This is a genomic window from Thermoanaerobaculia bacterium (assembly GCA_035260525.1).
GTDB lineage: Bacteria > Acidobacteriota > Thermoanaerobaculia > UBA5066 > DATFVB01 > DATFVB01.
Map to the genome: position 1 here is coordinate 1 of DATFVB010000201.1, position 23,058 is coordinate 23,058.

Genomic DNA, 23,058 nt, shown 5'->3' on the forward strand with positions numbered 1-23,058 from the left:
TTTGTCTTTTGGGTCTCAGAAGATACAGGTGCGATTCAACCTGGAGAATGTCTCAAATGAAGTTGTCGACGTCTGCCTGGACAAGAGTTGGGGGCTCACCGTCGGTGGTCGCGGCATCGATGTTCGCGTCGATCACCCAACCTGCATTCAGAGCCTTCGTCTCTTGCCGGGCGACCGCCTATCTTCCCCACGCGAATACCACACCAAGGACCTCACTCCCGGGACGAACCGGGCGAACGGTTGGCTTCAAGCTGTGACACCCGGTACGTGCGACCGCTACGGATGCGCCACGATCACGTTGGCATCCGTGCCGATGACCGTAGAAGTCGCTGAGGCCAGACCGTGAGGCCGTTGCCGAACGTCTCGTTGCAGCGGACTGCGCCCTGCGGGCTTGCCGCTGAACTCGGGTCGTTAGGCGGCCGGAATACCGCCGATGACAACCGTTATGCCTGCCCCGCCCGCCCAAGGAGCCGTATCTTGAACCGTCGCGATACCCACCTCAATCGTGTTGCCTCGCGTCCGCCGCCGCTGTTCCGGCGATGGCAAGCGCGATCGAAACAGTGGAGCACATCCACCCGATGAACCTACCGTCACCCGTCGTGGTGAGGCTACGAGGAGGCTCAAAATGAAGTTCATCCTAATTTCACGACACACGGACGGCAGCTCGGTACCCGAAAGCGAAGCTGCCCAGAACCTGCAAGACATGGGCGAGTGGGTCTCTTTGCTGAAGGCCAGTGTGGCCATGCCGATTAGGGGTGGGGTAACCGTCTCCGCGACGAAGGTCGACGACTACGCCGGAGATCTCGGCGGGTTACTGATCTTCGAAGCCGAGACTCTTGATGACGCTCTATCCCTTGTCAAGAAGTCGCCAGGACTCAAATATGGTTTTAGACACGACGTCTTTCCGGAGATTTCACTCGATGAGGCGTCAAGGGTGAGGTAAGCGTTTAGTTAGGCCTCATTCGGTGGCAGCGCTATCAATGTGCCGAGCAGTCGTTTCGCCGCCGGTTATCGACACATGCGACGCAGCGGTTCGGAAAAACCTTCATGGTGCTGCCGTCCGCTTACCCGGAGGCGTCCAAACCAACAGGCGAGCGGAGCGTGGTGGAACTCGATGTTTAACGTAATTGCTTGGCCATCGGCGGGTGATTCTGCGCCGGCGCTGCCTCCGGTTGCCCCGCATGTCACGCTCTGCTCTTGCTTGCTGACCGTTGAGCCCACAATGGGACACGTGATTGCTTCGGCCTGACGAATGCTCGCCACTGTGGAATGCCGGTCCCTTTTACCGCTGGAATCTGACTACCCGGCAGAGCCCGGAACAACCGGAGAGGCTTCTCATCGTCATGAACCCGCTTCAAGACTGCGCAGGAGAGCCATGAGGCAAGCGGCCGCTAACATCGCGTTCCAGCGGACCCGCCGTCGCTCGCCTGGAGAGCTATGGCGCGGCAAGCGCGGGCCGTGCGGGCTTGCCGCTGAAGCCGCGTCGTTCGGGGTGCCTGGCCTCGTGGGTGGTCGAGGTAGAATGGAATGACGCAGGATGGCGCATGGAGCTCAAGCTCACGGCCGTGTTTCGCAAGGTTTCCGATGGCTACATCGGCCTCGTCGAGGAATTGCCGGGTGCCAACACCCAGGCGTCGAGGCTCGATGGGGCCCGGGAGAACCTGCATGAAGCCGTCGCTCTCGTCCTGGAAGCCAACCGCGCTTTTGCCGAGGAGCGGCTGGGGGGCGACGCCGTCATCCGCGAGCCCCTCCTCATTTCTTGAAGCGGGCCGATCTCGTTCGCTATCTTCAGGCGCACGGTTGCGATCTCCCTCTTGCATGAGCCATCGCGGCTACACAGCAATCGGAACCGTCCTGGTCGTGGCAGCCCTGGCTGGCTTCCTGACCGTCGCTGACGACATTCGCCACACCGGCGAGTTCTTCGCAGTTGCGGGCGTTTTTGTTTCCGGTCTCGCATTTCTCGGGGCCGGCGTCTACCCGCAGTTGTCCACAGTCGTCGCTCTGCAATGGCTGCCACCTGGCGTCGCGCTTGGTTTCGTATGCGGCGCCGCGGCAGACCGGGTCGCGGTCGGCGTGTGATCCGGCGCGGCGCTGGGCGTTCTCCTTGCGTGGTTTCGCCGGGAGCGCTCTGCATGACGGTCTCGGCGTTCTCCATTCGCCGTGCCGATATTCGTACCGTCGCATCATGAGAGCCGCCAGATCGCGTGTTCGGCGTTGCCTATGGAGGTACTCGATGACTTTGTCCGCCATGATCAAGCAGCCGAGCGCTATCCTTCCGGTCATCATGTCTTCGGCGGCCCTCGCTACGGTGCTGGGGTCGTCAGGCTCCTGGTCGTGCCTTACGAGGACTTGAAAAATGGCAAAAGCGCTTCGCTTCATCATTGTCCCAAAAGTCGCACATCCCTGGTTCGACGAGGTGAACAAAGGTGCGCGGGCTCAGGCCGACATCCTGAGCCGTGAGCTGGGTGTCGAAATTGTGGTCGACTACATGCCACCGTCAATTGCCGGCGTCGTCGAGCAGAACGCGGTTTTGGAAAAGGCGGCCGGGAGTCGCCCGAGTGGCATCGCTGTAGATCCGGTTGACGCACCAGGGCATATGTCGGCGATCAACCACATCAGGGATCAGGGGATTTCGGTGGTTGTCTTCGACTCGCCATCACCGGATCCCGGCATCACCGGCGTCGGCAACGACTTTGCCCAGCAGGGAATTATTGCGGCCCAGCGTCTCGCCAGGCTGATCGGATACGCCGGCAAAGTGGCCGTGATGCAGGGATATCCCACGGCGCCGAACCACAAGGAACGATACGAAGCTCAGATGGCTGTCTTGGAGAAATATCCGGGCATCACCATCGTCGAGGGTGGAATCGACAACGACGACATCGAGACCGCGCGCCAGCAAGCTGCGGCCGTTCTCGAAGCGCATCCCGATCTAAGTGGCTACTTGTGCTGCGATGCCTCCGGTCCGATAGGCATCGCGGCTGAGATCAAAAAGGCTGAGAGGACCGGCAAAGTCAAGGTCGTCAGCATGGATGGGATCAAGCCCATACTCGATGCCATCAAGGAAGGCGTGATCGACTCCTCCTCGGCAACCATTCCGAAAATGCAGGGCTCGATGTCCGTCCTGATGTTGTGGCAAGCGTCGCTGGGCGTTCAGATACCTCAGGCCATTGATACGGGCATTGACGTGATCACGCAGGAAAACGTGGATAAATATCTGGCTGATGCAGGTTAAAGCCCCGATATCGCATGGCCGCCCGTACAGAACGCGGCAAGTGAATGTGAATAGCTCATGCCTGACGACGCCAGTGCCACGACCGTTTCGTCCGGCGGTCAGCGCGATCGCGGCCGCGCGGAGGGCCGGGGGCCGGCCGCCTCCGCGGCCGACGTGAGCCGCAGCCCGAGCTGAGGCGAACCGCGCAGGGAGTCGATCAGGTCGTCGACGACGGGCGAGCCGGGAACTCCCGGCGCGCGCACGGCCCGCAGCACGACGCACGGCAACGCCGGGCGGACGCGCACCTCGACGAGCACCCCGTCACGCAGCTCCGGCTCGACGGCGTGCTCGGGCAGGAGGCCGAGCGCCGTCCCGCCCGCGAGGATCCCGCGCTTGACCCCCTCGATGGTGCCGATCGCCTGCAGCCGCGGGGCCGGAACGCCGGCCCTTTCGAAGTGCTGCAGGAGCGTCTGATGGTAGCTCCCCCCCGCATCGCCCATGTAGAAATCGCAGCGGCGCAGCTCGTCCGCCGGCGCGGCGCCGCGCGCGAGCGGGTGGGTCGGGGCGCCGAGGATCAGGAGGCGCGCCTTCGCCAAAACCGCGCCGGGCTCCGATCCCGCCTCGGGCTCGAGCACGAGGCCGAGGTCGCTCTCGCCCGCCGCGACGCGCTCGCGGATCTCGCCGCAGCTGCCCGTGAGCACCTCGACGCGCACCGCCGGCCAGCGCGCACCGAGGGCGGCCAGCCGCGAGGGGAGCACGTAGGCGCCGATCGACTCGACGGCCGAGACCACCAGCGTGGCCTTGACGCGGGTCGACGCGTCGGCGAGAGCTCCGGCGAGCTCGCTGCTCAGCGCGAACATGCGGCGCGCGTACGCGAGCAGGACCTCCCCCGACGGCGTCAGAGCCGGGGCGCCCTTCGCCGACTTGCGAAAGAGCTCGACGCCCAGCGCGCGCTCCAGCGCGCTCAAGGTCTCGGAGACCGTCGACTGCGAGATGCCGAGCGCCCGGCCCGCGCGCGTGTGGGTTCCGGCGTCGACCACCGCGGCGAAGACGCGCAGGTGCCGGAGCTCGAGCTCCGTCTTCACGGCGCGACCTTATCATCGGCCCCGCCGATGGGCGGCATCGGCGGTTTGGCGCGGGGGCCGAGCGCCCGTACCGTCGCGTCATGCCGTCGCTCGAATCGCCCGCGATCACCCTGCTGATCGTCGACCTCCAGCTCGGCTTCGACGAGCCGCGCTGGGGGCGGCGCAACAACCCGTGCCTGGAGCAGCACGCCTCCGAGCTGCTGCGCGCCTGGCGCGCGGCCCGCCGCCCGGTCGTGCACGTGCGGCACATGTCGACCCAACCGTCGTCGCCGCTTCGACCCGGTCAGCCCGGCAACGAGTTCAAGCCCGAGACGGCTCCCATCGCGGGGGAGGCGGTGATCGAGAAGCGCGTCAACAGCGCCTTCATCGGGACGTCGCTCGAGGCCGATCTGCGGAGCGCCGGGTGCGGCGGGTTGGTGATCGTCGGGCTCACCACGAACCACTGCGTCTCGACCACCGCGCGGATGGCCGGCAACCTGGGCTTTGCGACCTGGGTCGTGTCCGATGCCACGGCCACGTTCGATCGCGTCGGTCCCGACGGGATCGAGCATCCCGCGGAGGAGATTCACGCAATCGCGCTGTCGGACCTTCACGGCGAATTCGCCACGGTGGTCGACACGGCGGCGGTGATCGCCGCCCTGCCGGTCGCGGTGATCGCCCCTTTGCGGGTCCCCGATTCTTCGAGGAGGACGCCATGAGCTTTACGCGCATCGTGTCGGTCATTGCCGCGAACCTCGCGTTCGTCGCCGGTTTCGCGCCGATCTCCCGGGCATCCGAAGCGCCCCCGGCGGCGCACTCGGCGCCGAAGGGGATCGAGCGGAGCGACCTGGACCGCGCCGCGGACCCGTGCACCGACTTCTACGAGTTCGCCAACGGCGCCTGGCGCGCCGCTAACCCCATCCCGGCCGGGACGCAGCGCTGGAGCCGGCGGTTCGCCGCTCGCGAGGCCAACCGGGAGCAGCTGAAGACGCTGCTCGAGGATCTGGCCGCGAAGGCGGACCGACCCCGGAGAAACGCCGAGCCGCGGCTTGCCGATCACACCGAGCGGCGGCTCGGCGATCAGACAGTCCAGCGGCTCGGCGATCAGACAGTCCGGCAACTCGGCGACTTTTACGCCGCGTGCATGGACGAGCCTGCGATCGACGCCGCGGGCGTCGCCCCGGTCGCCCCGTTGCTCGCCGACATCGCCGCCGTCCAGGATGCCGCGGGTGTCCAGCGCATGATTCGGAGGCTGCACGAGGTCGCCGTCCCGGTTCCGTTCGCGGTCACCGGCGCCTCGGACTACCGCGATCCCGACCGCGTCGTCGCGAACATCGCCGCCGGCGGCCTCGGGCTGCCCGATCGCGACGACTACCTCAAGCCCGAGCCGCGGTACGCCGAGGCGCGCGAGAAGTATCGCGCCCACGTGGCGCGCGTCCTGGCGCTGGCCGAAGCCGCCGAGCCGGCGCGGAAGGCCGTGGACGAAATCCTCGCGCTCGAAACCCGCCTCGCCGAGGCGAGCCTCCCGGCCGCGGAGGCCGCCGATCCGGCGGCGACGGCGCACAAGATGACGTTCGCGCAGCTCTCGCGGCTCGCCCCGCGCATCGACTGGGAGACCTACTTCGCGGAGGCTGGGCTCCCGCGGATCGACGTCAACGTCGCCGAGCCCGCGTTCCTCGAGGGCCTGAACCGGGAGCTCGAGGCGACGCCCGTGGCGGTGTGGAAGGACTATCTGACATTGCACCTGCTCGATTCCGCGTCGCCGTCGCTTTCGAAACCCTTCGCCGACGAGTCCCTCGCCTTCCGCGAGGAGCACCTCGGCGGCGGGTCCGCGGCGAAGCCCCGTGCGATGCGCTGCGTCGAAGCGACGGAGGCACTGCTCGGTGAGCCCCTCGGCCGCGTCTATGCCGAGCGGTACTTTCCCCCCGCGGCGAAGGCCAGGGTGCAGGAGATGGCCCGGACGATCCTCGCGGTCCTGAAGGACGACCTCGGCAAGGTGGCGTGGATGTCGGACGCGACCCGGCGGCAGGCCATCGCGAAGGTCGAGGCCTACGACGTGAAGGTGGGCTACCCCGACGCGTGGACCGACTACTCGTCCCTCGTCGTCCGCCGCGACGCATTCTGGGCCGACGTGGCCGCGGCCCGGCGCTTCGGCGTCGAGGCCGACCGGAAGCGCGTCGGGCAGCGCGCGAGCCGCGCGATCTGGCAGCTGCCGCCGTCGTCCCCCGACGCTTACATCGATGTCCAGCTCAACCTGATGGGGCTGCCGGCCGGCTTCCTGCAGCCACCGGCGTTCGACCTCGCCGCATCGGACGCCGTGAACTACGGCGCGATCGGCATCGGGATCGCGCACGACTTCACGCATGCGATCGATCTGCTGGGCGCCGACTTCGACGCGGCGGGGCAGCCGCGGAACTGGTGGACGGCGCCCGATCGTGAGGCGTTCGAGAAGGTCGCCCGGTGCTCCGTCGAGCAGTACGACGGCTACGCGATCGAGCCCGGCGTCCACCACCAGGGGAAGCAGGTCCTCGGCGAGGCGCTCGGCGATCTCGCCGGCGTGCGCCTGGCGTATCGGGCCCTGGAGCGTTCGATGCAGCGTCGGCCGGTGCCGGTGATCGACGGCTTCACTCCCGAGCAGCAGTTCTTCGTCGCCTACGGCCAGTTCCGCGGGGCCGCCGAGAGCCCGGAGCTGCAGCGCGAAATGGTGAAGGGCGATCCGCACGCGACCTCGAAGTACCGGGTGATCGGGCCGCTGTCGAATTCGCCGGAGTTCCGGCGGGCCTTCGCCTGCAAGGCCGGAGCGGTCATGGTGCGGCCGCCGGGGCGGCGCTGCGTGACGCCCTTCGCGCCGTCGGAGAACGGCGGGCGCTGAGCGTATCGGCGGCAAGGCCGGCAGCTTCGTGCTCCAACGGACCGGGGTATTCGAAGGCGGACTGGCGAAGGAGTCCTATTCCGTGATCCCCGGCTCCGCGACCGGAGAGCTGGAGGGCCTCGTGGGCGAAGGAAGCTCCGCCGTCGGGCACGGCATGGAGCATCCGTTCACCCTGAGCTACGAGCTGACTTGGCAGCGCTGAAAAGCGAATCCGGGCGGCGTGTCACGAGGACGCTCGCAGCGCCGCCTCGGACAATTTTTCAGCAACCGGCTCGCCCCTGCGTTACGCTCGCACGACCGAGCGAATGAGCAGGCCGAGCGAGACGATTCCGATCGAACCCTTCACGATCCGCGTTCCGGACGGGGTTCTGGCCGACCTCAGAACGCGGATCCGCAACACGCGCTGGCCGGGTCGGGCGCCGGGGGCCGCCTGGGAGCAGGGGACCGACCTCGACTCCCTGAAGCGCATGCTCGGCTACTGGGCCGATGGCTTCGACTGGCGGGCGCAGGAGCGCCGGCTGAATGCGTTCAAGCATTTTCGTGCCGAGATCGGCGGCATCCACGTTCACTTCGTCCATCAGCGGGCACGGGAGGGAAACGGCATCCCTTTGATCCTGACCCATGGATGGCCCAGCTCGTTTCTCGAGCTTCTCCCGCTCGTGCCGCTCCTGACCGACCCGAAGGCCAACGGCATCGACGGTCCGGCTTTCGACCTCGTCATTCCCTCGCTTCCGGGATACGGCTTCTCGGAACGGCCGGCGCAGGCGAACTACCGCACCGTTGCACGCCTGTGGCATGAGCTCATGCGCGGACTCGGCTATGAGCGATACGGGGCCGGCGGCGGGGATTTCGGCGCCGGCGTCGCCGCGCACATGGCCATCGACAATCCCGAGCCGATGATCGGCATCCATCTGACCACGATGGAGCTCTGGCCGCCGACGGGTGAGGGGACGCGGCCGTTGACCGAAGCCGAGAACGCATACGTCGCCCTCGTGCGGCGATGGGACGAGGTCGAGCGGGGGTATTCCGCCATCCAGTCGACGAGACCGCAGACGCTCGGCTATGGGTTGAACGATTCGCCGGCCGGGCTCGCGGCCTGGATTCTCGAGAAGTGGCGCGCGTGGAGCGATTCCCAGGGCGACCTCGAAGCGCGATTCTCGCGCGACTTTCTCCTGACGATGCTCACGCTCTACTGGGTCACGGAGACGATCACCCCTTCGATGCGCGACTATTTCGACAACCGGTGGCATGGGGCGGATCTTCCACCCGGCGCTCGCGTGCAGATACCGGTGGGCTTCGCCAACTTCGACCACAACTACGTGTCGGAGGGAAGCCCGCCCCGGGAATGGGCGGAGCGGCTCTACGACGTTCGCCGGTGGACTCCGATGCCGAGCGGCGGGCACTTCGCCGCCGCCGAGGAGCCCGAGCTCCTGGCGCGTGACATCGCGGCCTTCTTCGCGGAAATCTGATGCCGAAGTGCGGATCGTCGTGAGGAGGGGATCGAGCATGCTCATGGAAGTCGGGCATGTCGAAGCGCTTTTCCGGTATCCGGTGAAGTCCATGGCCGGCGAGCGTCTCGAGGTCGCCGAGCTGGGCTGGCACGGCCTCGAGGGCGACCGACGGCTGGCATTCCGGCGGATTGATGACCGCAGCGGGTTGCCGTGGCTGACGGCAAGCAAGCTTCCCGACCTGCTCCTGTTTGCCCCGCACCGCCGTGAAGACGGTGCTCGGGGAGACCTTCCGACGCATGTTCGCACGCCGGACGGCGAGGAGACGACCGTCTTCGGGGAGGAGCTGGCCACGGAGGTCGGACGCCGGTTCGGGGCTCCCGTGCAGATGATGCAGTTGAACCAGGGAATCTTCGATGAAGCGAGCGTCTCCGTGATCGCCGTCGACACGGTGCGCGAGATTGGGCGACTCGCGGGGCGGAGCCTGGACATGCGGCGATTTCGCCCGACCGTCGTCGTTCGATTACTCCGACCGGTTCCCTTCCAGGAGGACGAGTGGGTGGGCGGCGTGCTCTCGTTCGGCGAGGGGAACGACGCCCCCGCCATCGCCGTCACGATGCGCGACGAACGCTGCTCGATGGTGAACCTCGACCCCGACTCGGCAAGTCCTGCCCCGGAAGTTCTGAAAGCCGTCGTTCGTGCGAACCAGAACAACGCGGGGATCTACGGCACCGTCACCCGCATCGGCCGGCTGGCGGTCGGACAGACGGTATTCGTCCGCGCGGAGGACGGGAACGACGAACGTGGGTGAACGGAGACGCGTCGGGCCGACCGGGATCGACGGCTAGAATCGCCGAAGAAGGAGGATAGATCATGCCGAACACGATCCGACTGCACCGGGTGCTTCGGGCAGCGCCCGAGAGGGTCTACCGCGCGTTCCTGGACGCCGACGCGATGGTCAAGTGGCTTCCGCCGAACGGATTCACGGGAAGGGTTCACGAGATCGACGCGAAGGTCGGCGGCCGCCACCGGATGTCGTTCACGAATTTCACGAACGGGCAGAGCCACTCCTTCGGCGGAAAGTATCTCGAGCTCGTCCCGAACGAGCGCATCCGTTACACGGACGAGTTCGACGATCCGAACCTTCCGGGGGGGATGGAAACGACCGTCGGCCTGAAGAAAGTGTCGGTCGGAACCGAGGTCGCAATCGTGCAGGAGGGCGTTCCCGACGCGATTCCTCCCGAAGCGTGCTACCTCGGCTGGCAGGAATCGCTGATGCTGCTGGCGAAGCTCGTCGAAGCGGAAATCCCGGAATAAGCGCGGCAGGTGAACGTCGTGGGGCGACTGATCGTCAGCACGTTCTCGATCTCGATCGACGGCTACGGCGCCGGGCCGAACCAGGATCTCCAGAACCCGCTCGGCGTCGGCGGCGAAGAGCTGTTCTCCTGGTTCTTCCACACGCGCACGTGGCAGCGAATGCACGGAAACCCCGACGGCGAAACGGGCGTGGACGACGATCTCGCGGCGAAGGGGTTCGAAGGGATCGGCGCCTGGATCCTCGGGCGGAACATGTTCGGCCCCGTGCGGGGCCCGTGGCCGGACGAGAGCTGGAGAGGATGGTGGGGAGACGAGCCGCCGTACCACACGCCGGTCTTCGTCCTGACGCACCATCCGCGGACGCCGCTCCCGATGAAAGGCGGCACGGAATTCCGGTTCGTCACCGGCGGGATCGAAGCCGCGCTCGCGGACGCGAATGCCGCGGCCGGCGGGAAGGACGTCCGGCTGGGCGGCGGCGTGTCGACGATCCGGCAGTATCTGCGCGCGCGGCTGATCGACGAATTGCACCTGGCGATCTCGCCCGTCCTGCTCGGCAGCGGGGAGCACCTGCTGAGCGGGATCGACATGCCCGCGCTGGGGTACGAATGCGCGAAGCACCTGCCGGGCGTGCGCGCGGCCGCCCACGTCGTGCTGCGAAAGCGAGGGTGACGCCTGGAACGAAGGAGAGACAAGATGAAGCTCGTCCATTGTACGACCGTGGTCCTGCTCGTTTCCCTGTTCTCCGCACCGGTCCTTCTCGCGGCAGAGGGGAATTCCTCCGCCGGGACGCGACGAATCCGGGTTTCGATGCCTCCGACATCGGTAACGGCAAGATCGGCTGTCTCGAGATCCCCGCTGTGGACGTGAAGGAAGCGACTCCCCGCGGCCTGATCGCCGCGGGAGTCGCGCTGCTGGCGCTCCTCGTCCTGTCGGGTCTTCACCCGCGCGACCGGACGACGTGGTGGCTCGAGATCGCGCCGATCCTGATCGCGCTGCCGGTCCTCGCCGCCACGCACCGGCGGTTTCCGCTGACGCCTCTCGTCTATTGCCTGATCTTCGTGCACGCGGTGATCCTGATGGCCGGCGGCGCGTACACGTATGCCCGTGTCCCCCTCGGCTTCTGGCTGAAGGCGGTGCTGCACACGGCGCGCAACCCGTACGACAAAGTCGGGCACTTCGCCCAGGGCTTCGTTCCCGCGCTCGTCGCCCGGGAGGTCCTCGTGCGGGGACGGTACGTCCGCACGCGCGGCATGCTGGCGTTCCTCGTGCTCTGCGTCGTTCTGGCGATCAGCGCCGGCTACGAGCTCGTCGAATGGCAATCGGCGGTGCTCCTCGGCCAGGGCGCCGACGCGTTCCTCGGGACCCAGGGCGATCCCTGGGACACCCAGTCGGACATGGCGTTCGCTCTCCTGGGGGGCGTCTGTTCGCTGCTCCTGCTCTCGCGGGTCCATGACCGCCAGATCGCGGGCCTCGAAGAGAAGCGGGCGGGGGTCTGACGTGACCGGGGGCGGCGTTCGGTCCCGGCCCCGCGCGGTTCTCGCGGGTCGCCGATCTCGAGCGGAGGCGTGATGCGATCCGAGAAGCCCGAAGGGATGCGCGTACTCGCGGGGGTCGCCGCCGCGGCGGGAGCCGGCGCCTCGCTCGTCCTGATGCTTCGGGCCGGACATCGCAACCCGTCCCGTCTCCTGATCCTCCTCTTCGTGGTTTGGGTGCTGTCGCCGTTTGCGGCTCTCGTGTGGGCCGGCCGGATTTCGACGCGCTGGTCCGGCGCCGCCCGGGCGATGCTGTACGGACTCGTGCTGATCCTCGCGGCCGGTTCGGTCCTGGTGTACGGGAACGTGATTCCCCGGCCGCCGGGAACCAAGCCCGCTTTCGTCTTCCTGATGGTTCCCCTGGCGTCCTGGCTGCTCATCGCGGCGGCCGCGGCGCTGGGGGCGCGAACGTCGCGCCGGCGCGGCGACGGCGCCCGCCTCTCTGAGCGCGGGATCGGCGTCGTTTGCGAGCGGTTAGAATCCCGGCCATGAACGACCGCGAATTCCGTCTCGGCGACGGGGTGGCGCTGCTCGAACGGACGCCCGCGAGCCTGCAGGCGCTCGTTTCGGGGCTACCCGTGACGTGGGTGCGCGCCACGGAGGGGGAAGGCACCTGGTCGCCGTACGACGTGATCGGCCATCTCATTCACGGCGAGCGAACCGACTGGATCCCGCGGGCGCGGCACATCCTCGCGGACGAGAAGCGGCCGTTCGATGCGTTCGACCGGACGGCCCAGTTCACGGAGAGCGAAGGCCGGGGCATCGAGGAGCTGCTCGCGACTTTCGCCGAGCTTCGGCGGGAGAATCTCTCCATACTCCTCGGGATGAACCTGACGATCGCGGACCTGAGCCGGACGGGACGGCATCCGGAGCTCGGCGAGGTCACGCTCGGCCAGTTGCTCGCGACATGGGTCGCGCACGATCTGGATCACGTGAGTCAGATCGCCCGGACGATGGCGAAGGTGTACGGCGACGCCGTCGGGCCGTGGAGCGCTTACCTGTCGATCCTGCGGGATCGGCCGCGCGCGTGATCCGCCGGCCCCCGAAAACCGGCGCCGAGCTTAGAAAGGGGAGTACCGATGGACATTCTCGACGCCGTCGGAAACACGTCGATGGTCCGCCTCCGCAAGATCGTCCCGCCGGGATGCGCGGAGGTCTTCGTGAAGCTCGAGTGGGAAAACCCGACCGGAAGCCTGAAGGACCGGATGGCGAACGCGGTGATCTCGCGAGCGGAGGAGGACGGCCGGCTCGGGCCCGGATACAGGGTCGTCGAATACACCGGCGGGAGCACCGGCACGTCCCTCGCCTTCGTTTGCGCCGCCAGGGGGTACCGCACCCGGATCGTCACCTCCGACGCGTTCAGCCGCGAGAAGCGGGATCACATGGCGGCGCTCGGGGCCGAGCTGACGATCGTTCCGAGCGAGGGCGGCCTCACCACGAAGAGCCTGATCCTGGAGATGATCGAGACCGCCCGCGGATTGAGCCGGGAGCCCCGCACCTTCTGGACCGACCAGCTCGAGAACCGCGACGCCATCGCCGGGTACCACCCGCTCGGCGAGGAAATCTGGGAACAGACGGACGGAAAAGTCGACGCCTTCGTCCACGCCGTCGGCACCGGGGCGTCGCTCCGCGGAGTGGCGGCGGCGCTCAAGCGCCGCAGGGCGCGCGTCGCGATCGTCGCCGTCGAGCCCGCCGAATCGTCGGTCCTGCTCGGAGGGCCCCCGGGCCCGCACAAGATCGAGGGCGTCGGGATCGGCTACACGCCGCCGCTCTGGGAACCGGCGCTCGTCGACGAGATCCAGGCGGTGAAGACCGAGGACGCGAAAGAGATGGCGCGGCGCCTGGCGCGCGAAGAGGCCGTCTTCGCGGGCACGTCTTCCGGAGCCAACGTCGTCGCCGCGATCGCCGTCGCGAAACGGCTCGGGGCCGGCCGCACCGTGGTCACTCTGATGGCCGACTCGGGGCTCAAGTACGTCAGCACCGACGTCTATCGAAAATGAACGAAAGGAAAGGGATACCGCTCTACGCGGACCTCCTCGAAAAACGGCCGCCGCTCGAGGCGCTCGAGGCGGCGCCGCGCAAAGTCGCCGATCTCGTCCGCGGATGGGACGAGCGCCGCTGGTCCCTGACGTACGCGCCGGGAAAATGGTCCGCGGCGCAGATCGTCCTGCACCTCGCGCAGGACGAGATCGGCTGGTCGAACCGGATCCGCTTTCTCCTCGCGGTCCCCGATTTCGTCATCCAGCCGTTCGACGGCGCCGACTGGGTCGCGCGAGAGAGCCCGGCCGACGGCCCCGCGGCGCTGGAAGCGTTCGCGGCGCTGCGGCGGCTCGACCTTCGGCTGTACCGCGGCATCACGCCGGCGGAGGCAAAACGTTCTTTCCCCCATCCCGAATTCGGCGAGATCTCGATCGGCTGGATTCTCGGAACGCTCGCGGGGCACGACCTCCACCATCTGCGGCACCTGAAGGCGATCGCGGAGGCGCCGGCGCGGCGGATCCGGCGCCGATGAGCGATCGCCGATCGGCGACCCTCGCTCGCTGGACCGCGATCCCGGGGAAGCTCCGCCGCGCGATCGCCCCTCTCTCGCGCAGAGAGCTCGCGGCGAGAGGGGGATCGGAAGGATGGTCGGTTACCGAGTACGTCCACCATCTCGTCGAGGCGAATCTCGTCGCGTCGTCGATCGTTCTGGCCGCGCTCGGGAATCCCGGATGCGACTACGACTGGTCCTGGCTCGTGCCGGACGCCGGATGGACGAAACGCCTCGGGTACCGCCGGCTGCCGGTCGATCCTGCGATCCGGCTTCTCGAGGCGTTGTGCGCCCACGTCGGCGGCGTCCTCCGGGGGGCTCCGGGCGGAATGCGGCGTCTCGTGCGGCTGCGGGGCTCGGAGAGCGTCAGCCGGAAGACGGTGGAGGGGGTGCTCCGGGAAGAGTGCGATCACGCGGAACTGCATCTCCGGGACCTCCGCGCCGCGGCGGCGAAAGTTAGAATCCGGCGATGATCGATCTCGGCCATCTCTTCGAGAACAACCGGGCGTGGGCGGCCGAGAGGACGCGGGAAGACCCGGACTTCTTCCGGCGGCTCTCGCGCCAGCAGACGCCCGAGTATCTGTGGATCGGCTGCTCCGACAGCCGAGTCCCGGCCAACCAGATCGTCGGCCTCCTTCCGGGCCAGATGTTCGTGCACCGCAACGTCGCCAACCTCGTCTCGCACACGGACTTCAACTGCCTCTCGACCCTACAGTTCGCGGTCGACGCGCTCGGGGTGAAGCACGTCATCGTCTGCGGCCACTACGGCTGCGGAGGCGTGCTCGCCGCCCTTCGCGGCCAGCCGCTCGGCCTGATCGACAACTGGCTTCGCGCCATCGAGGACGTCCGCTCGAAGCATCGCGAGGCGCTCGACGCGCTCGAGAGCGAAGCACAGCGCCACGATCGGCTGTCGGAGTTGAACGTCGTCGAGCAGGTCGCCAACGTCGGCCGCACGACGGTCGTGCGGGAAGCCTGGGCGCGGGGAGCGGCGCTCGCCGTGCACGGCTGGATCTACGACATCCGCGACGGGCTCCTGCGCGATCTCGGAGTCACCGTCGCTTCGGAGGAGGATCTGTCCGAGGCGGCCGTCGCGCCGAAATAGCGCGGGCGGGGGACGGCGGCGGCGCCGGCGCCGTATGATCGGATGATGCGATCGGGCTGGGCAACGCTTCTCCCTTTTCTCGCGGCGTCGGCGGCGACGGCGATCATCGCCGGGCGCTTCCGCCCCGGCGCCTGGTATGCGGCGCTCGCGAAGCCTTCGTGGACGCCTCCGGGCTGGCTGTTTGCCCCCGTCTGGTCGCTGCTGTATCTCGGCATGGCCGTCGCCGGCTGGCTCGTCTGGCGGGCCGGCGGCCGAGGAGCGATCCTTCCGCTGGCGATCTGGGTCGGGCAGCTCGTCTCGAACGCCGTCTGGTCGTGGCTTTTCTTCGGCCTCCACCGGCCGCCCGCGGCGCTCGCCGACATCGTCGTTCTCCTCGTCCTGATCGTCGCATTCGCCGTGACCGCTCGCCCGTTCTCGCGCGGCGCGGCCGGGCTCTTCGTACCGTACGCCGTCTGGGTTCTCTTCGCGGCGTCGCTCAACGCCGAGATCGTGCGGCTGAATCCCTCCGGGTCCTGAATGGCGGCCGCATGACTTCCCGCATCGACGCGCGGCTCGAATCGCTCGCCATCGAGCTGCCCCGCCCGAGCGCGCCGGGGGCGACGTACGTTCCGTTCGTGAGAACGGGGAGCCTGCTCTTTCTCACGGGCCAGCTCTCACAGTGGAACGGCGAGCGCAAGTTCATCGGAAAGCTCGGGCGCGAGTTCAACCTTTCGCAGGGTCAGCAGGCGGCCCGGCTCTGCGCGCTGAACCTCGTCGCCCACGCGCGCGAGGCGCTCGACGGCGACCTCGACCGCATCGTCCGGTGGGTGAGGCTCGGCGGCTACGTCAACTCGTACCCCGAGTTCATGGAGCAGTCGCAGGTGGTCGACGCCGCGTCCGACCTCGTCGTGGAGATCTTCGGCGAGGCGGGGCGTCATGCCCGGATCGCGGTGGGCGTCGCGTCGCTCCCGTACGGGGTCGCGGTGGAGGTGGAAGCGGTCCTGGAAGTGCGATGACCGGGAGAACGGAGTTCATCTCCTCGTGATCCGCGTGAAGCGCGTTTACGAACCGCCGTCGGGGAAGGACGGTTTCCGCGTCCTGGTGGAGCGGCTGTGGCCGCGGGGCGTTTCGAAAGAGCGCGGCGAGATCGACCTCTGGGCGAGGGACGCCGCGCCGAGCCCCGAGCTCCGGATTTGGTACGCCCACGACATCGAGAGATGGCAGGAGTTCAAGCGGCGGTACCTCGCCGAGCTCCGCCGCAACCCGGAGGCTGCGAAGCTCGCCGAGCTCGTCTGTCGAAAAAAGGCCGTCACGTTCGTCTACGCCGCTCGCGACGAGGAACACAACAGCGCGAAAGTGCTCGCAGGCTTTCTTCAAAAGCCGCCCGGCCGGCCCCGGGCTGACCGGCCGCCGTGGTCGGGAAAGGGTCTTGACGGGAGGCGGCAGCGCGGAAAGGCGGGAAGATGACCGACGAATCGACGAGAGCTACCTCGACCGTGGGCGCGACACGCATTGCCGCGCGCTGGCGATCGTGGGCGCCGCAGATACTCGGGGTGGTCCGGATCGTCTGCGCGCTCGTTTTCATGCACGTGGGCAGTGCGAAGCTCTTCGCGGTGCCGGTCGCGATCATGCCGGGAGGAGGGACGGCGCCGGCGGGCTCGCTCGTGTGGGTCGCCGGCGTGCTCGAAGTCTTCGGAGGGCTGCTGCTCCTCGTGGGCCTCTTCACGCGGCCGGTCGCCTTCCTTCTTTCAGGGGAGATGGCGGTCGCGTACTTCCACGGACACGCTCCCGCCGGGTTCTGGCCGGTGCTGAACCAGGGGCAGCCGGCGATCCTCTTCTGTTTCCTCTGGCTCTACTTCTCGTCGGCGGGCCCGGGGGCGTGGAGCCTCGATGCGCTGCGGGAAAAGCGATTCCGACGCGCATCCCGCCCGTCATCCTGAGGAGCGGCGCGACGAAGCCCGGAGCAGATCCTTCGCTGCGCTCAGGATGACAAAGGAAGGGCGATCGCCCTCGGGCAGGCCGACCGGCGCCGTTCCGGCGCTCCCTCGCCCGGCGGGGGCGGCTCGCCGTCTATCGAAGCGGTTCGCTCTACTTCCCGACTCTCGGCATCCTCCCCGGCGTCCACGGCGCTCCGGCTTCGTCGAGCGACCGGTCGAGCTCCGCCAGGTCCTTCGCCCGCCACGTCTCGAAGGCCGCGATCTGCTCGGCGAGGAGCTTCTCGGCGGCCGCCATCTGATCGAGATCGGTCTTCGTCGGAGCGGCGGAAGCCAGACGCAGGTCATCCACGACCTGGTCGATGCGGTCGACGATCGCCGGAGGCGGGTTGAGCGAGGCGAGCTTCGGGTCGCCGCGCAGCGCGTGCCGAATCGCCTCGAGCCGGTCGCGGACGGCGCGATAGCGCTCCTCGAGTCCGTCCGGGGGGCCGGGCGTGTCCTCGATCGCCGCGGGCACCTTTCCGAGATCCGCCCATGCCTGATCGACCGTCTGGAGGGCGCCCCAGCCGGCGCTCTGGAGCGGCCGCAGCCTCGCGAGCGCGCGGTGGAGCGCTTCGCGGTCGGCCGCCGAGAGCGCCGCGTCGGCGTCCGTCCGCACGACGAACGGGCGCCGGGCGCCGACCGCCTCGATTTTTCCGTCCACCCGGAGCGCGAGCCGCGCGGAAAACTTCCCCGGGAGAACGAGGGGACCGGTCGGCGCGGGATAGAAGTCCTCGTTCGATTCGCCGGGACGACGATACGGCGGAGGCATCCGCATGTCCCAGACGACCCGGTGGAAACCCGCCGTGACCGGGCCTTCGATCGTGCGCACGGCGCGGCCCGACTCGTCCCAGACCGTCAGGAGCGCGGCGGCCTTCTCCGATTCCTTCAGCGCTTCGGAGGTCTTCGGGTTCGCGGCGCGGATCGCCTCTTCGAGGCTCATCGCGGGCGTCTCCCTGGCGGCATCCTTCTTTTTCCCGCCGGCGACGGGAGCCGCGGCTTCGAGCCGCTTCTCCGCCTCCTTCCGGCGCTTCTCCGCGGAGTTCTCGATCTCGTCCTTGACGTAGTACGTGAAGACGGCGCCGTACGGCGGGTTGTCGGCGTAGTAGAAGTCGTCCCCCTGGTCTCCCTTCGGTTGGCCGCCGCGCGGACGGCTCGGGAGGTAGAGCCGGGCATTTCCGGCGGCGACGAGCGCCGCTCGTTCGGCGAGCGTGCCGGCGGGCATCTTCTCGATCGGCGAGATGTCGTCGACGACGTAGAAGCCGCGCCCGAAGGTCGCGAGCAGGAGGTCGTGGGTCTCCGGGTGCACGGCGATGTCCTTGACGGCGATCGTCGGCAGCCCGGAAATCTTCTTCCAGTGGACGCCGGCGTCGAGCGAGAAGAAGGCGCCGAACTCCGTGCCCGCGAAGAGCAGGCTCGGATCGAACGGGTCCTCGGCGACGACGGAGACGGGCGAGTCCTTCGGGAGGTCGCCCGCGATCGACTTCCACGTGCGGCCGCGGTCGGAGCTCGCCAGCAGGTGCGGGGCGAAGTCGCGGTTCTTGTGCCCGTCGAACGCGGCGTAGACGAGGTCGTCGGCGTGCGCGGAGGGCGTGACGCGCGAGACGTAGGTCATCTCCGGAACGCCCGGGAATTTGTCGATCGCGCTCCAGTGCGCGCCGCCGTCGCCGCTGACCTGGATCCGGCCGTCGTCGGTTCCCGCGTAGAGGAGCCCCTCCCTGCGGGGAGACTCCGCCAGGGCGGTGATGTTCCCGTAGAAGGAGATCCCCTCGTTCTTCGCGACGGCGTTGCGCCCCCAGAAGCGGCCCATCATCGGGAGCGTGTCGCGGTCGATCCGGCGCGTCAGGTCCGGCCCGAGCCTCTCCCACGAGTCGCCGCGGTCCCGGCTCCGGAACAGGTAGTTCGCGGCGAAGTAGATCGTCCGGTGGTCGTGCGGAGAGACGATGATCGGCGCGTCCCAGTTCCAGCGGTAGGCCTCCTCGCCGGGAGCCGGTTGGGGCACGATCCCGATCTTCCCCCCGGTGCGCGTGTCGAAGCGGACGAGCCCGCCGTACTGGTATTCGCTGTAGACGGTCGTCGGGTCCTTGGGATCGACCTGCGAGAAGAAGCCGTCGCCGCCGACCGTCACGAACCAGTCGGCGTTGACGATTCCCGAGGCGCTGTCGGTCGCCGACGGGCCGCCGACGGTGTTGTTGTCCTGCGTGCCGCCGTAGACGTAGTAGTGGGGCTTCCGGAAATCGAAAGCGACCCGGTAGAACTGCGTGACGGACATGTTCGCGGTGAAGCGCCAGCTCTCGCCGCCGTCGTAGGACTCGTAGATCCCGCCGTCGCACCCGGCCCGGAGATGATCGTCTCGGCGCGGGTCGATCCAGACGACGTGCGTGTCGCCGTGCTTGGCCTTCTCGTTCAAGTGGCGGAAGGTCTTGCCGCCGTCGTCGGAGACGAACATCCCTTCGCCGACGACGTAGACGCGGCCGGCTTCCTTGGGATCGGCCGTGATCTGGCTGTAGTACCAGGGCGTCGGGTTGAGGTCGTTTCTCTTCTCCCACGTCGCTCCGCCGTCGAGCGAACGGAAGACGCCGCCCTTCTTCTCTGAGGCTTCGACGGACGCGTAGACGACCCGTGGATCGGCCGGGGAGACCGAGAGCCCGATGCGTCCGAGGTCGCGCTTCGGGATGCCGTTCATGATCTTGTTCCAGCTCTTGCCGGCGTCCGTCGACTTCCAGATCGCGCTCTCCGGGCCGCCGCCGATGAAGGACCAGACGCGCCGTTCGCGCTGGTACGCCGAAGCGTAGACCGTGTCGGGGTGCTCCGGGTCGAGCGCGACGTCGGCCGCGCCGGTGTGCTCGGAGACGAAGAGGACGTTGTTCCAGCTCTTCCCCCCGTCCTCGGTCTTGTAGACGCCGCGCTCGGAAGTCGGTCCCCAGAGCGACCCCTCCGCCGCGACGTAGACGACGTTCGAATCGCGGGGGTCGATCGCGATGCGCCCGATCCGCTCGGAGCTCTTGAGCCCCACGTTCTTCCAGCTCTTCCCGCCGTCGACGGACTTGTAGACGCCGTCTCCCCAGGAGACGCTCCGCGTGCTGTTGCCTTCGCCGGTTCCCGCCCAGACGACGGCCGGGTCCTTCGGGTCGATCGCGAGCGCCCCGATCGAGAAGACCGGCTCGTGCTCGAAGACCGGCGTCCACGTCACGCCGTCGTTGACCGTCTTCCAGACTCCTCCCGAGGCGAGCCCGGCATAGAAACGGTCGGAGTTCTCCGGGTCGACGGCGAAGGCGACGACCCGGCCGCCGGTCATCGCGGGACCGAGCGACCGCGGGACGAACCCCGAGAAGGGATCGTCCGCGGCGGCCAACGGCGCGGCGGCGGCGATCACGGCGCAGACGAAACGGAGGAACGGCTTCATCGGCTCTCCTTTGTTGCTCCCGCATTCTACGAAAAAACGGCGGACTGCCGCCGCAAGGAGATTCTGCGGGCGGTAGAGCGACCCCGCCCTCGCCCACGTCTTCGTGATGATCGCGTCGGCCCGCGGCGAGGGGCCGATGCGGGCCCAGGGAATCGAGATCGGCGCCGACGACTACCTGGTCAAGCCGGTCGACGTGCCCGAGCTCGTCGCGCGTCTGGCGGCGACCGATCCGCTGACGGGGCTGCCGAACCGACGCTCCTTCGACGCGAACCTCGAGCGCGAGATCAACGGCGCGAAGCGCTACGACGATCCGCTTCGTTCGTCCTGCTCGACGTCGACGAGTTCAAGTCGATCAACGACCGGTTCGGCCACGACGTCGGAGACGAGGTGCTCAAGGAGACCGCCTGCGCGACGCCTGCCGCGCGGGGGACGCCGTCGCGCGGATCGGCGCCGAGGAATTCGGCCTCATCCTGACCCGGACGTCCGTCGAAGGGGCGGGGGCGGTGGGGGAGCGGACGCGCGCGCTCGTCTCCGACCGGGGCATCGCGTCGTCCGCGGGCGTGCTCCGCGTGACGGTCTCGGTGGGCCTCGCCGGCGCCGGAGGGGAGGTCGGTTTCGATGCCACCGGGCTCTACCGCGCCGCGGACGAAGCCCTCTACGCTTCGAAGCGCGCGGGAAGGAACCGGGTCACCGTCCGGTGCTCTCGCGCGCCGAAGCGGCCGCCGAAACCTCCGCAGTAGGAGGCGCGCAAGCCCGATGCTACCGGCGGGCGCGGCGCTTCGACCGCCCGTACCCGCCCGACCCCTCCGACGCGCCCGCAGGCGGCGCCGAAGACGGTGCGACCGCGGCGGGGCGCGGCGCGTGCGCGGGACGGGTCGGCGGACGGTGCGGACCGCGCGGCCCGCGAGGTCCGGCGGAGGCGCGGGGCCGCGTCATCCGAGTCCGAACCTCCGGATGGCGGTAGAGCGCGGGATCGGCGACTTCCGCCGGGATCCGCCGGCCGATCAGTTTCTCGATCGAGTCGAGCGAGAAGACGTACTCCTCGTCGGCGAACGAGATCGCGTCTCCCTCGGCGCCGGCGCGCGCGGTGCGGCCGATCCGGTGGACGTAGTCCTCCGGGTCCTGCGGCAGGTCGTAGTTGATGACGTGGGTGACGCCCTCGATGTGGAGGCCGCGCGACGCGACGTCCGTCGCGATGAGAGCGGACGCCTCTCCGTCCTTGAACTCCTGGAGGATCTTCGTGCGGCGCTGCTGCTTGACGTTTCCCGCGAGCGCGCTCACCGGATAGCCGTTGGCCGACAGCGCGGCGACGAGCTCGGCGGCCGTCGTTTTGCGGTTGACGAAGATGAGCGTCCGCTTCCACCGGTCCCTCTCGAGGAGACCGAGGAGGAGCGGCAGCTTCTCGTGCGTCGGCACGTGGTAGAGCCGCTCGCGAATCCCGCGCGCGGTGACGCGCTCCGGCTCGATCTCGACCCGGACGGCGTCGTTCATGTGCTCGTAGGCGAGCTCCATGACGCGCGGCGAGAGTGTGGCCGAAAAGAGCATCGACTGGCGCCGGTCGAACGGGGGGCACTTGCGGAAGATCTTCCGCAGGTCTCGGATGAACCCCATGTCGAACATCCGGTCCGCCTCGTCGATGACGAGCACCTCGACGTCGCGGAACGAGGTCGCGCCCTGTCCTTCGTAGTCGAGGAGGCGTCCCGGCGTGCCGACCAGCAGGTCGGGATGGAGGCGCAGGGCGTCGCGCTGCTTGCGGTAGTCGATTCCTCCGAAGACGGCGAGGATCGCGAGGCCGGTGTGCGCGCCGAGCTTCTCGGCGTCGTCGCGGATCTGCTGGGCGAGCTCCCGCGTCGGGGCGACGGCGAGGAGACGCGGCCCGCGGCGCGGCTCGGGCGCCGGCTCCCGGAGGAGACGCGTCATCGCGGAGATCAGGAACGCCGCCGTCTTCCCGGTCCCGGTCTGCGCCTGACCGGCGACGTCCCGGCCGGCGAGCGCCAGCGGGAGCACCTTCTCCTGAATCGGCGTCGCGTACCGGAAGCCCGCGTCGACGATCCCGCGGCGCACGGACTCCGGCAGGTCGTACGCGGTGAGCTCGGTCGCCGTCAGATGGCTCACGTGCCCGTCTCCCGCCGCCGCCCGGCGAGGACGGCCATCCGGTCCGACTGCTCCGGGGTGAGCGGCACGACCGAGAGCCGTCCCATCGTCACGAGAGGACTGTCGGCGAAGAGCGGCTCCTCCTTCAGGCTCTCGAGCGTGACCGGTTTCGCGAACCGGCGCCCGGCCCGGACCTCGATGGCGAGAAACTTCGGGTTCGGCTCTCCGCGAGGGCGATGGGCGGCCTTCGTGACGATGGCGATCCCGACCGCCGCCCGCTCGCTCCCGGTGTGGTAGACGGCGACGGCGTCGCCGATCTTGAGCTGCTCGAGATTCCTCAGCGCGGCATAGTTGTGGATTCCCGTCCAGAGCGTCACGCGGTCGCGCTCGAGCTCGTCGAAGGAGTATGCGGAGGGTTCGGTCTTCAGGACCGCCTTGATCGCGCTCATCCCCTTGATTCTATTCGATCACGCGCCGGAGCATCTCTTCGAGGACGGTCTTCTCGGCGTTGCCGAGCGTGGCGCCGATCC

27 protein-coding genes and 1 pseudogene are annotated in these 23,058 nt (G+C 68.4%); 24 read left to right on the forward strand and 4 right to left on the reverse strand.

Annotation, left to right across the window (positions count from 1 at the left end; genetic code table 11):
* From VKH46_09965 to VKH46_09985, 5 genes are all read left to right on the forward strand, one after another.
* Positions 1–346, forward strand: a 346-nt coding sequence (locus VKH46_09965) for a hypothetical protein (GenBank protein HKB71156.1), incomplete at its 5' end; no start/stop codon positions are given.
* A 279-nt stretch (positions 347–625) separates the two neighbouring features.
* Positions 626–943, forward strand: coding sequence for a YciI family protein (locus VKH46_09970; GenBank protein HKB71157.1), 318 nt, complete (start codon positions 626–628; stop codon positions 941–943).
* Between the two features lie 601 nt (positions 944–1,544).
* The gene (locus tag VKH46_09975) at positions 1,545–1,763 is read left to right on the forward strand and encodes a type II toxin-antitoxin system HicB family antitoxin (protein ID HKB71158.1); all 219 of its coding nucleotides are present in this window, start codon (positions 1,545–1,547) and stop codon (positions 1,761–1,763) included.
* A 55-nt stretch (positions 1,764–1,818) separates the two neighbouring features.
* Positions 1,819–2,079 carry a hypothetical protein gene (locus VKH46_09980; protein ID HKB71159.1) on the forward strand — a complete coding sequence of 87 codons (261 nt, stop codon included), beginning with the start codon at positions 1,819–1,821 and terminating at the stop codon, positions 2,077–2,079.
* Between the two features lie 277 nt (positions 2,080–2,356).
* Complete coding sequence (locus VKH46_09985; GenBank protein ID HKB71160.1) at positions 2,357–3,232, forward strand: substrate-binding domain-containing protein; 876 nt, start codon at positions 2,357–2,359, stop codon at positions 3,230–3,232.
* 98 nt (positions 3,233–3,330) lie between these two features.
* Here VKH46_09985 and VKH46_09990 read toward each other — a convergent pair whose 3' ends face one another.
* Positions 3,331–4,296, reverse strand: a complete 966-nt coding sequence (locus VKH46_09990) for a LysR family transcriptional regulator (protein ID HKB71161.1) — start codon at positions 4,294–4,296, stop codon at positions 3,331–3,333.
* Positions 4,297–4,376: 80 nt separating this feature from the next.
* Here VKH46_09990 and VKH46_09995 point away from each other — a divergent pair, with 80 nt between their 5' ends.
* From VKH46_09995 to VKH46_10080, 18 genes are all read left to right on the forward strand, one after another.
* Positions 4,377–4,994, forward strand: a complete 618-nt coding sequence (locus VKH46_09995; GenBank protein ID HKB71162.1) for a cysteine hydrolase family protein — start codon at positions 4,377–4,379, stop codon at positions 4,992–4,994.
* The gene (locus VKH46_10000) at positions 4,991–7,147 is read left to right on the forward strand and encodes a M13 family metallopeptidase (protein ID HKB71163.1); all 2,157 of its coding nucleotides are present in this window, start codon (positions 4,991–4,993) and stop codon (positions 7,145–7,147) included. Before VKH46_09995 ends, VKH46_10000 begins: the two co-directional genes overlap by 4 nt.
* A gap of 4 nt (positions 7,148–7,151) precedes the next feature.
* The gene (locus tag VKH46_10005; GenBank protein HKB71164.1) at positions 7,152–7,349 is read left to right on the forward strand and encodes a DUF3224 domain-containing protein; all 198 of its coding nucleotides are present in this window, start codon (positions 7,152–7,154) and stop codon (positions 7,347–7,349) included.
* A 103-nt stretch (positions 7,350–7,452) separates the two neighbouring features.
* Positions 7,453–8,616, forward strand: a complete 1,164-nt coding sequence (locus VKH46_10010; GenBank protein HKB71165.1) for an epoxide hydrolase — start codon at positions 7,453–7,455, stop codon at positions 8,614–8,616.
* A 37-nt stretch (positions 8,617–8,653) separates the two neighbouring features.
* Complete coding sequence (locus tag VKH46_10015) at positions 8,654–9,406, forward strand: MOSC N-terminal beta barrel domain-containing protein (GenBank protein ID HKB71166.1); 753 nt, start codon at positions 8,654–8,656, stop codon at positions 9,404–9,406.
* A gap of 62 nt (positions 9,407–9,468) precedes the next feature.
* Positions 9,469–9,912: an SRPBCC family protein gene (locus VKH46_10020; protein HKB71167.1), complete on the forward strand. Its 444-nt coding sequence runs from the start codon at positions 9,469–9,471 to the stop codon at positions 9,910–9,912.
* Between the two features lie 18 nt (positions 9,913–9,930).
* On the forward strand, positions 9,931–10,581 hold the full coding sequence (locus VKH46_10025; GenBank protein HKB71168.1) for a dihydrofolate reductase family protein: 651 nt from the start codon (positions 9,931–9,933) through the stop codon (positions 10,579–10,581).
* A gap of 194 nt (positions 10,582–10,775) precedes the next feature.
* On the forward strand, positions 10,776–11,408 hold the full coding sequence (locus tag VKH46_10030; GenBank protein ID HKB71169.1) for a DUF2238 domain-containing protein: 633 nt from the start codon (positions 10,776–10,778) through the stop codon (positions 11,406–11,408).
* A gap of 96 nt (positions 11,409–11,504) precedes the next feature.
* Positions 11,505–11,936 carry a hypothetical protein gene (locus VKH46_10035; GenBank protein ID HKB71170.1) on the forward strand — a complete coding sequence of 144 codons (432 nt, stop codon included), beginning with the start codon at positions 11,505–11,507 and terminating at the stop codon, positions 11,934–11,936.
* Complete coding sequence (locus VKH46_10040; GenBank protein ID HKB71171.1) at positions 11,933–12,475, forward strand: DinB family protein; 543 nt, start codon at positions 11,933–11,935, stop codon at positions 12,473–12,475. The genes VKH46_10035 and VKH46_10040 overlap by 4 nt, the downstream gene beginning before the upstream one ends.
* A 48-nt stretch (positions 12,476–12,523) precedes the next feature.
* Entirely contained in the window at positions 12,524–13,444 is a 921-nt protein-coding gene (locus tag VKH46_10045) for a cysteine synthase family protein (protein ID HKB71172.1), read from the forward strand.
* Positions 13,441–13,956: a DinB family protein gene (locus tag VKH46_10050; protein HKB71173.1), complete on the forward strand. Its 516-nt coding sequence runs from the start codon at positions 13,441–13,443 to the stop codon at positions 13,954–13,956. Before VKH46_10045 ends, VKH46_10050 begins: the two co-directional genes overlap by 4 nt.
* Positions 13,953–14,447 carry a hypothetical protein gene (locus tag VKH46_10055; protein ID HKB71174.1) on the forward strand — a complete coding sequence of 165 codons (495 nt, stop codon included), beginning with the start codon at positions 13,953–13,955 and terminating at the stop codon, positions 14,445–14,447. Before VKH46_10050 ends, VKH46_10055 begins: the two co-directional genes overlap by 4 nt.
* Complete coding sequence (gene can, locus VKH46_10060) at positions 14,444–15,076, forward strand: carbonate dehydratase (protein HKB71175.1); 633 nt, start codon at positions 14,444–14,446, stop codon at positions 15,074–15,076. The genes VKH46_10055 and can overlap by 4 nt, the downstream gene beginning before the upstream one ends.
* 45 nt (positions 15,077–15,121) lie before the next feature.
* Positions 15,122–15,592: a TspO/MBR family protein gene (locus tag VKH46_10065; protein ID HKB71176.1), complete on the forward strand. Its 471-nt coding sequence runs from the start codon at positions 15,122–15,124 to the stop codon at positions 15,590–15,592.
* 11 nt (positions 15,593–15,603) lie between these two features.
* Positions 15,604–16,071, forward strand: coding sequence for a RidA family protein (locus VKH46_10070; GenBank protein HKB71177.1), 468 nt, complete (start codon positions 15,604–15,606; stop codon positions 16,069–16,071).
* 25 nt (positions 16,072–16,096) lie between these two features.
* Positions 16,097–16,522: a DUF488 family protein gene (locus VKH46_10075; protein HKB71178.1), complete on the forward strand. Its 426-nt coding sequence runs from the start codon at positions 16,097–16,099 to the stop codon at positions 16,520–16,522.
* Positions 16,519–16,995 (forward strand): DoxX family protein, encoded by a 477-nt coding sequence (locus VKH46_10080; protein ID HKB71179.1) that lies wholly within the window; start codon positions 16,519–16,521, stop codon positions 16,993–16,995. The genes VKH46_10075 and VKH46_10080 overlap by 4 nt, the downstream gene beginning before the upstream one ends.
* Before the next feature lie 148 nt (positions 16,996–17,143).
* Here the strand turns inward: VKH46_10080 and VKH46_10085 are convergent, their stop codons facing one another.
* Positions 17,144–20,434: a glycosyl hydrolase gene (locus tag VKH46_10085; protein ID HKB71180.1), complete on the reverse strand. Its 3,291-nt coding sequence runs from the start codon at positions 20,432–20,434 to the stop codon at positions 17,144–17,146.
* A 324-nt stretch (positions 20,435–20,758) separates the two neighbouring features.
* Between VKH46_10085 and VKH46_10090 the strand changes: the two are divergent.
* Positions 20,759–21,174, forward strand: a pseudogene (locus tag VKH46_10090) (GGDEF domain-containing protein).
* Positions 21,175–21,193: 19 nt separating this feature from the next.
* On the opposite strand, the gene VKH46_10095 reads toward VKH46_10090, so the two are convergent.
* Together VKH46_10095 and VKH46_10100 are read right to left on the reverse strand one after the other, a co-directional pair.
* Positions 21,194–22,549: a DEAD/DEAH box helicase gene (locus VKH46_10095; GenBank protein HKB71181.1), complete on the reverse strand. Its 1,356-nt coding sequence runs from the start codon at positions 22,547–22,549 to the stop codon at positions 21,194–21,196.
* Positions 22,546–22,977 carry an EVE domain-containing protein gene (locus VKH46_10100; protein ID HKB71182.1) on the reverse strand — a complete coding sequence of 144 codons (432 nt, stop codon included), beginning with the start codon at positions 22,975–22,977 and terminating at the stop codon, positions 22,546–22,548. The genes VKH46_10095 and VKH46_10100 overlap by 4 nt, the downstream gene beginning before the upstream one ends.
* Positions 22,978–23,058: the final 81 nt, after the last annotated feature.

Excerpts from the sequence above, each read along its gene's own strand:
- VKH46_10000 (HKB71163.1), top strand. The coding sequence starts at position 4,991 with ATGAGCTTTACGCGCATCGTGTCGGTCATTGCCGCGAACCTCGCGTTC.
- can (HKB71175.1), top strand. The coding sequence starts at position 14,444 with ATGATCGATCTCGGCCATCTCTTCGAGAACAACCGGGCGTGGGCGGCC.
- VKH46_10010 (HKB71165.1), top strand. The coding sequence starts at position 7,453 with ATGAGCAGGCCGAGCGAGACGATTCCGATCGAACCCTTCACGATCCGC.
- VKH46_09975 (HKB71158.1), top strand. The coding sequence starts at position 1,545 with ATGGAGCTCAAGCTCACGGCCGTGTTTCGCAAGGTTTCCGATGGCTAC.
- VKH46_09980 (HKB71159.1), top strand. The coding sequence starts at position 1,819 with ATGAGCCATCGCGGCTACACAGCAATCGGAACCGTCCTGGTCGTGGCA.
- VKH46_09995 (HKB71162.1), top strand. The coding sequence starts at position 4,377 with ATGCCGTCGCTCGAATCGCCCGCGATCACCCTGCTGATCGTCGACCTC.
- VKH46_10015 (HKB71166.1), top strand. The coding sequence starts at position 8,654 with ATGCTCATGGAAGTCGGGCATGTCGAAGCGCTTTTCCGGTATCCGGTG.
- VKH46_10040 (HKB71171.1), top strand. The coding sequence starts at position 11,933 with ATGAACGACCGCGAATTCCGTCTCGGCGACGGGGTGGCGCTGCTCGAA.
- VKH46_09970 (HKB71157.1), top strand. The coding sequence starts at position 626 with ATGAAGTTCATCCTAATTTCACGACACACGGACGGCAGCTCGGTACCC.
- VKH46_10020 (HKB71167.1), top strand. The coding sequence starts at position 9,469 with ATGCCGAACACGATCCGACTGCACCGGGTGCTTCGGGCAGCGCCCGAG.
- VKH46_10055 (HKB71174.1), top strand. The coding sequence starts at position 13,953 with ATGAGCGATCGCCGATCGGCGACCCTCGCTCGCTGGACCGCGATCCCG.
- VKH46_10085 (HKB71180.1), bottom strand. The coding sequence starts at position 20,434 with ATGAAGCCGTTCCTCCGTTTCGTCTGCGCCGTGATCGCCGCCGCCGCG.
- VKH46_10080 (HKB71179.1), top strand. The coding sequence starts at position 16,519 with ATGACCGACGAATCGACGAGAGCTACCTCGACCGTGGGCGCGACACGC.
- VKH46_10050 (HKB71173.1), top strand. The coding sequence starts at position 13,441 with ATGAACGAAAGGAAAGGGATACCGCTCTACGCGGACCTCCTCGAAAAA.
- VKH46_10100 (HKB71182.1), bottom strand. The coding sequence starts at position 22,977 with ATGAGCGCGATCAAGGCGGTCCTGAAGACCGAACCCTCCGCATACTCC.
- VKH46_10065 (HKB71176.1), top strand. The coding sequence starts at position 15,122 with ATGCGATCGGGCTGGGCAACGCTTCTCCCTTTTCTCGCGGCGTCGGCG.
- VKH46_10045 (HKB71172.1), top strand. The coding sequence starts at position 12,524 with ATGGACATTCTCGACGCCGTCGGAAACACGTCGATGGTCCGCCTCCGC.
- VKH46_10070 (HKB71177.1), top strand. The coding sequence starts at position 15,604 with ATGACTTCCCGCATCGACGCGCGGCTCGAATCGCTCGCCATCGAGCTG.
- VKH46_09985 (HKB71160.1), top strand. The coding sequence starts at position 2,357 with ATGGCAAAAGCGCTTCGCTTCATCATTGTCCCAAAAGTCGCACATCCC.
- VKH46_10035 (HKB71170.1), top strand. The coding sequence starts at position 11,505 with ATGCGCGTACTCGCGGGGGTCGCCGCCGCGGCGGGAGCCGGCGCCTCG.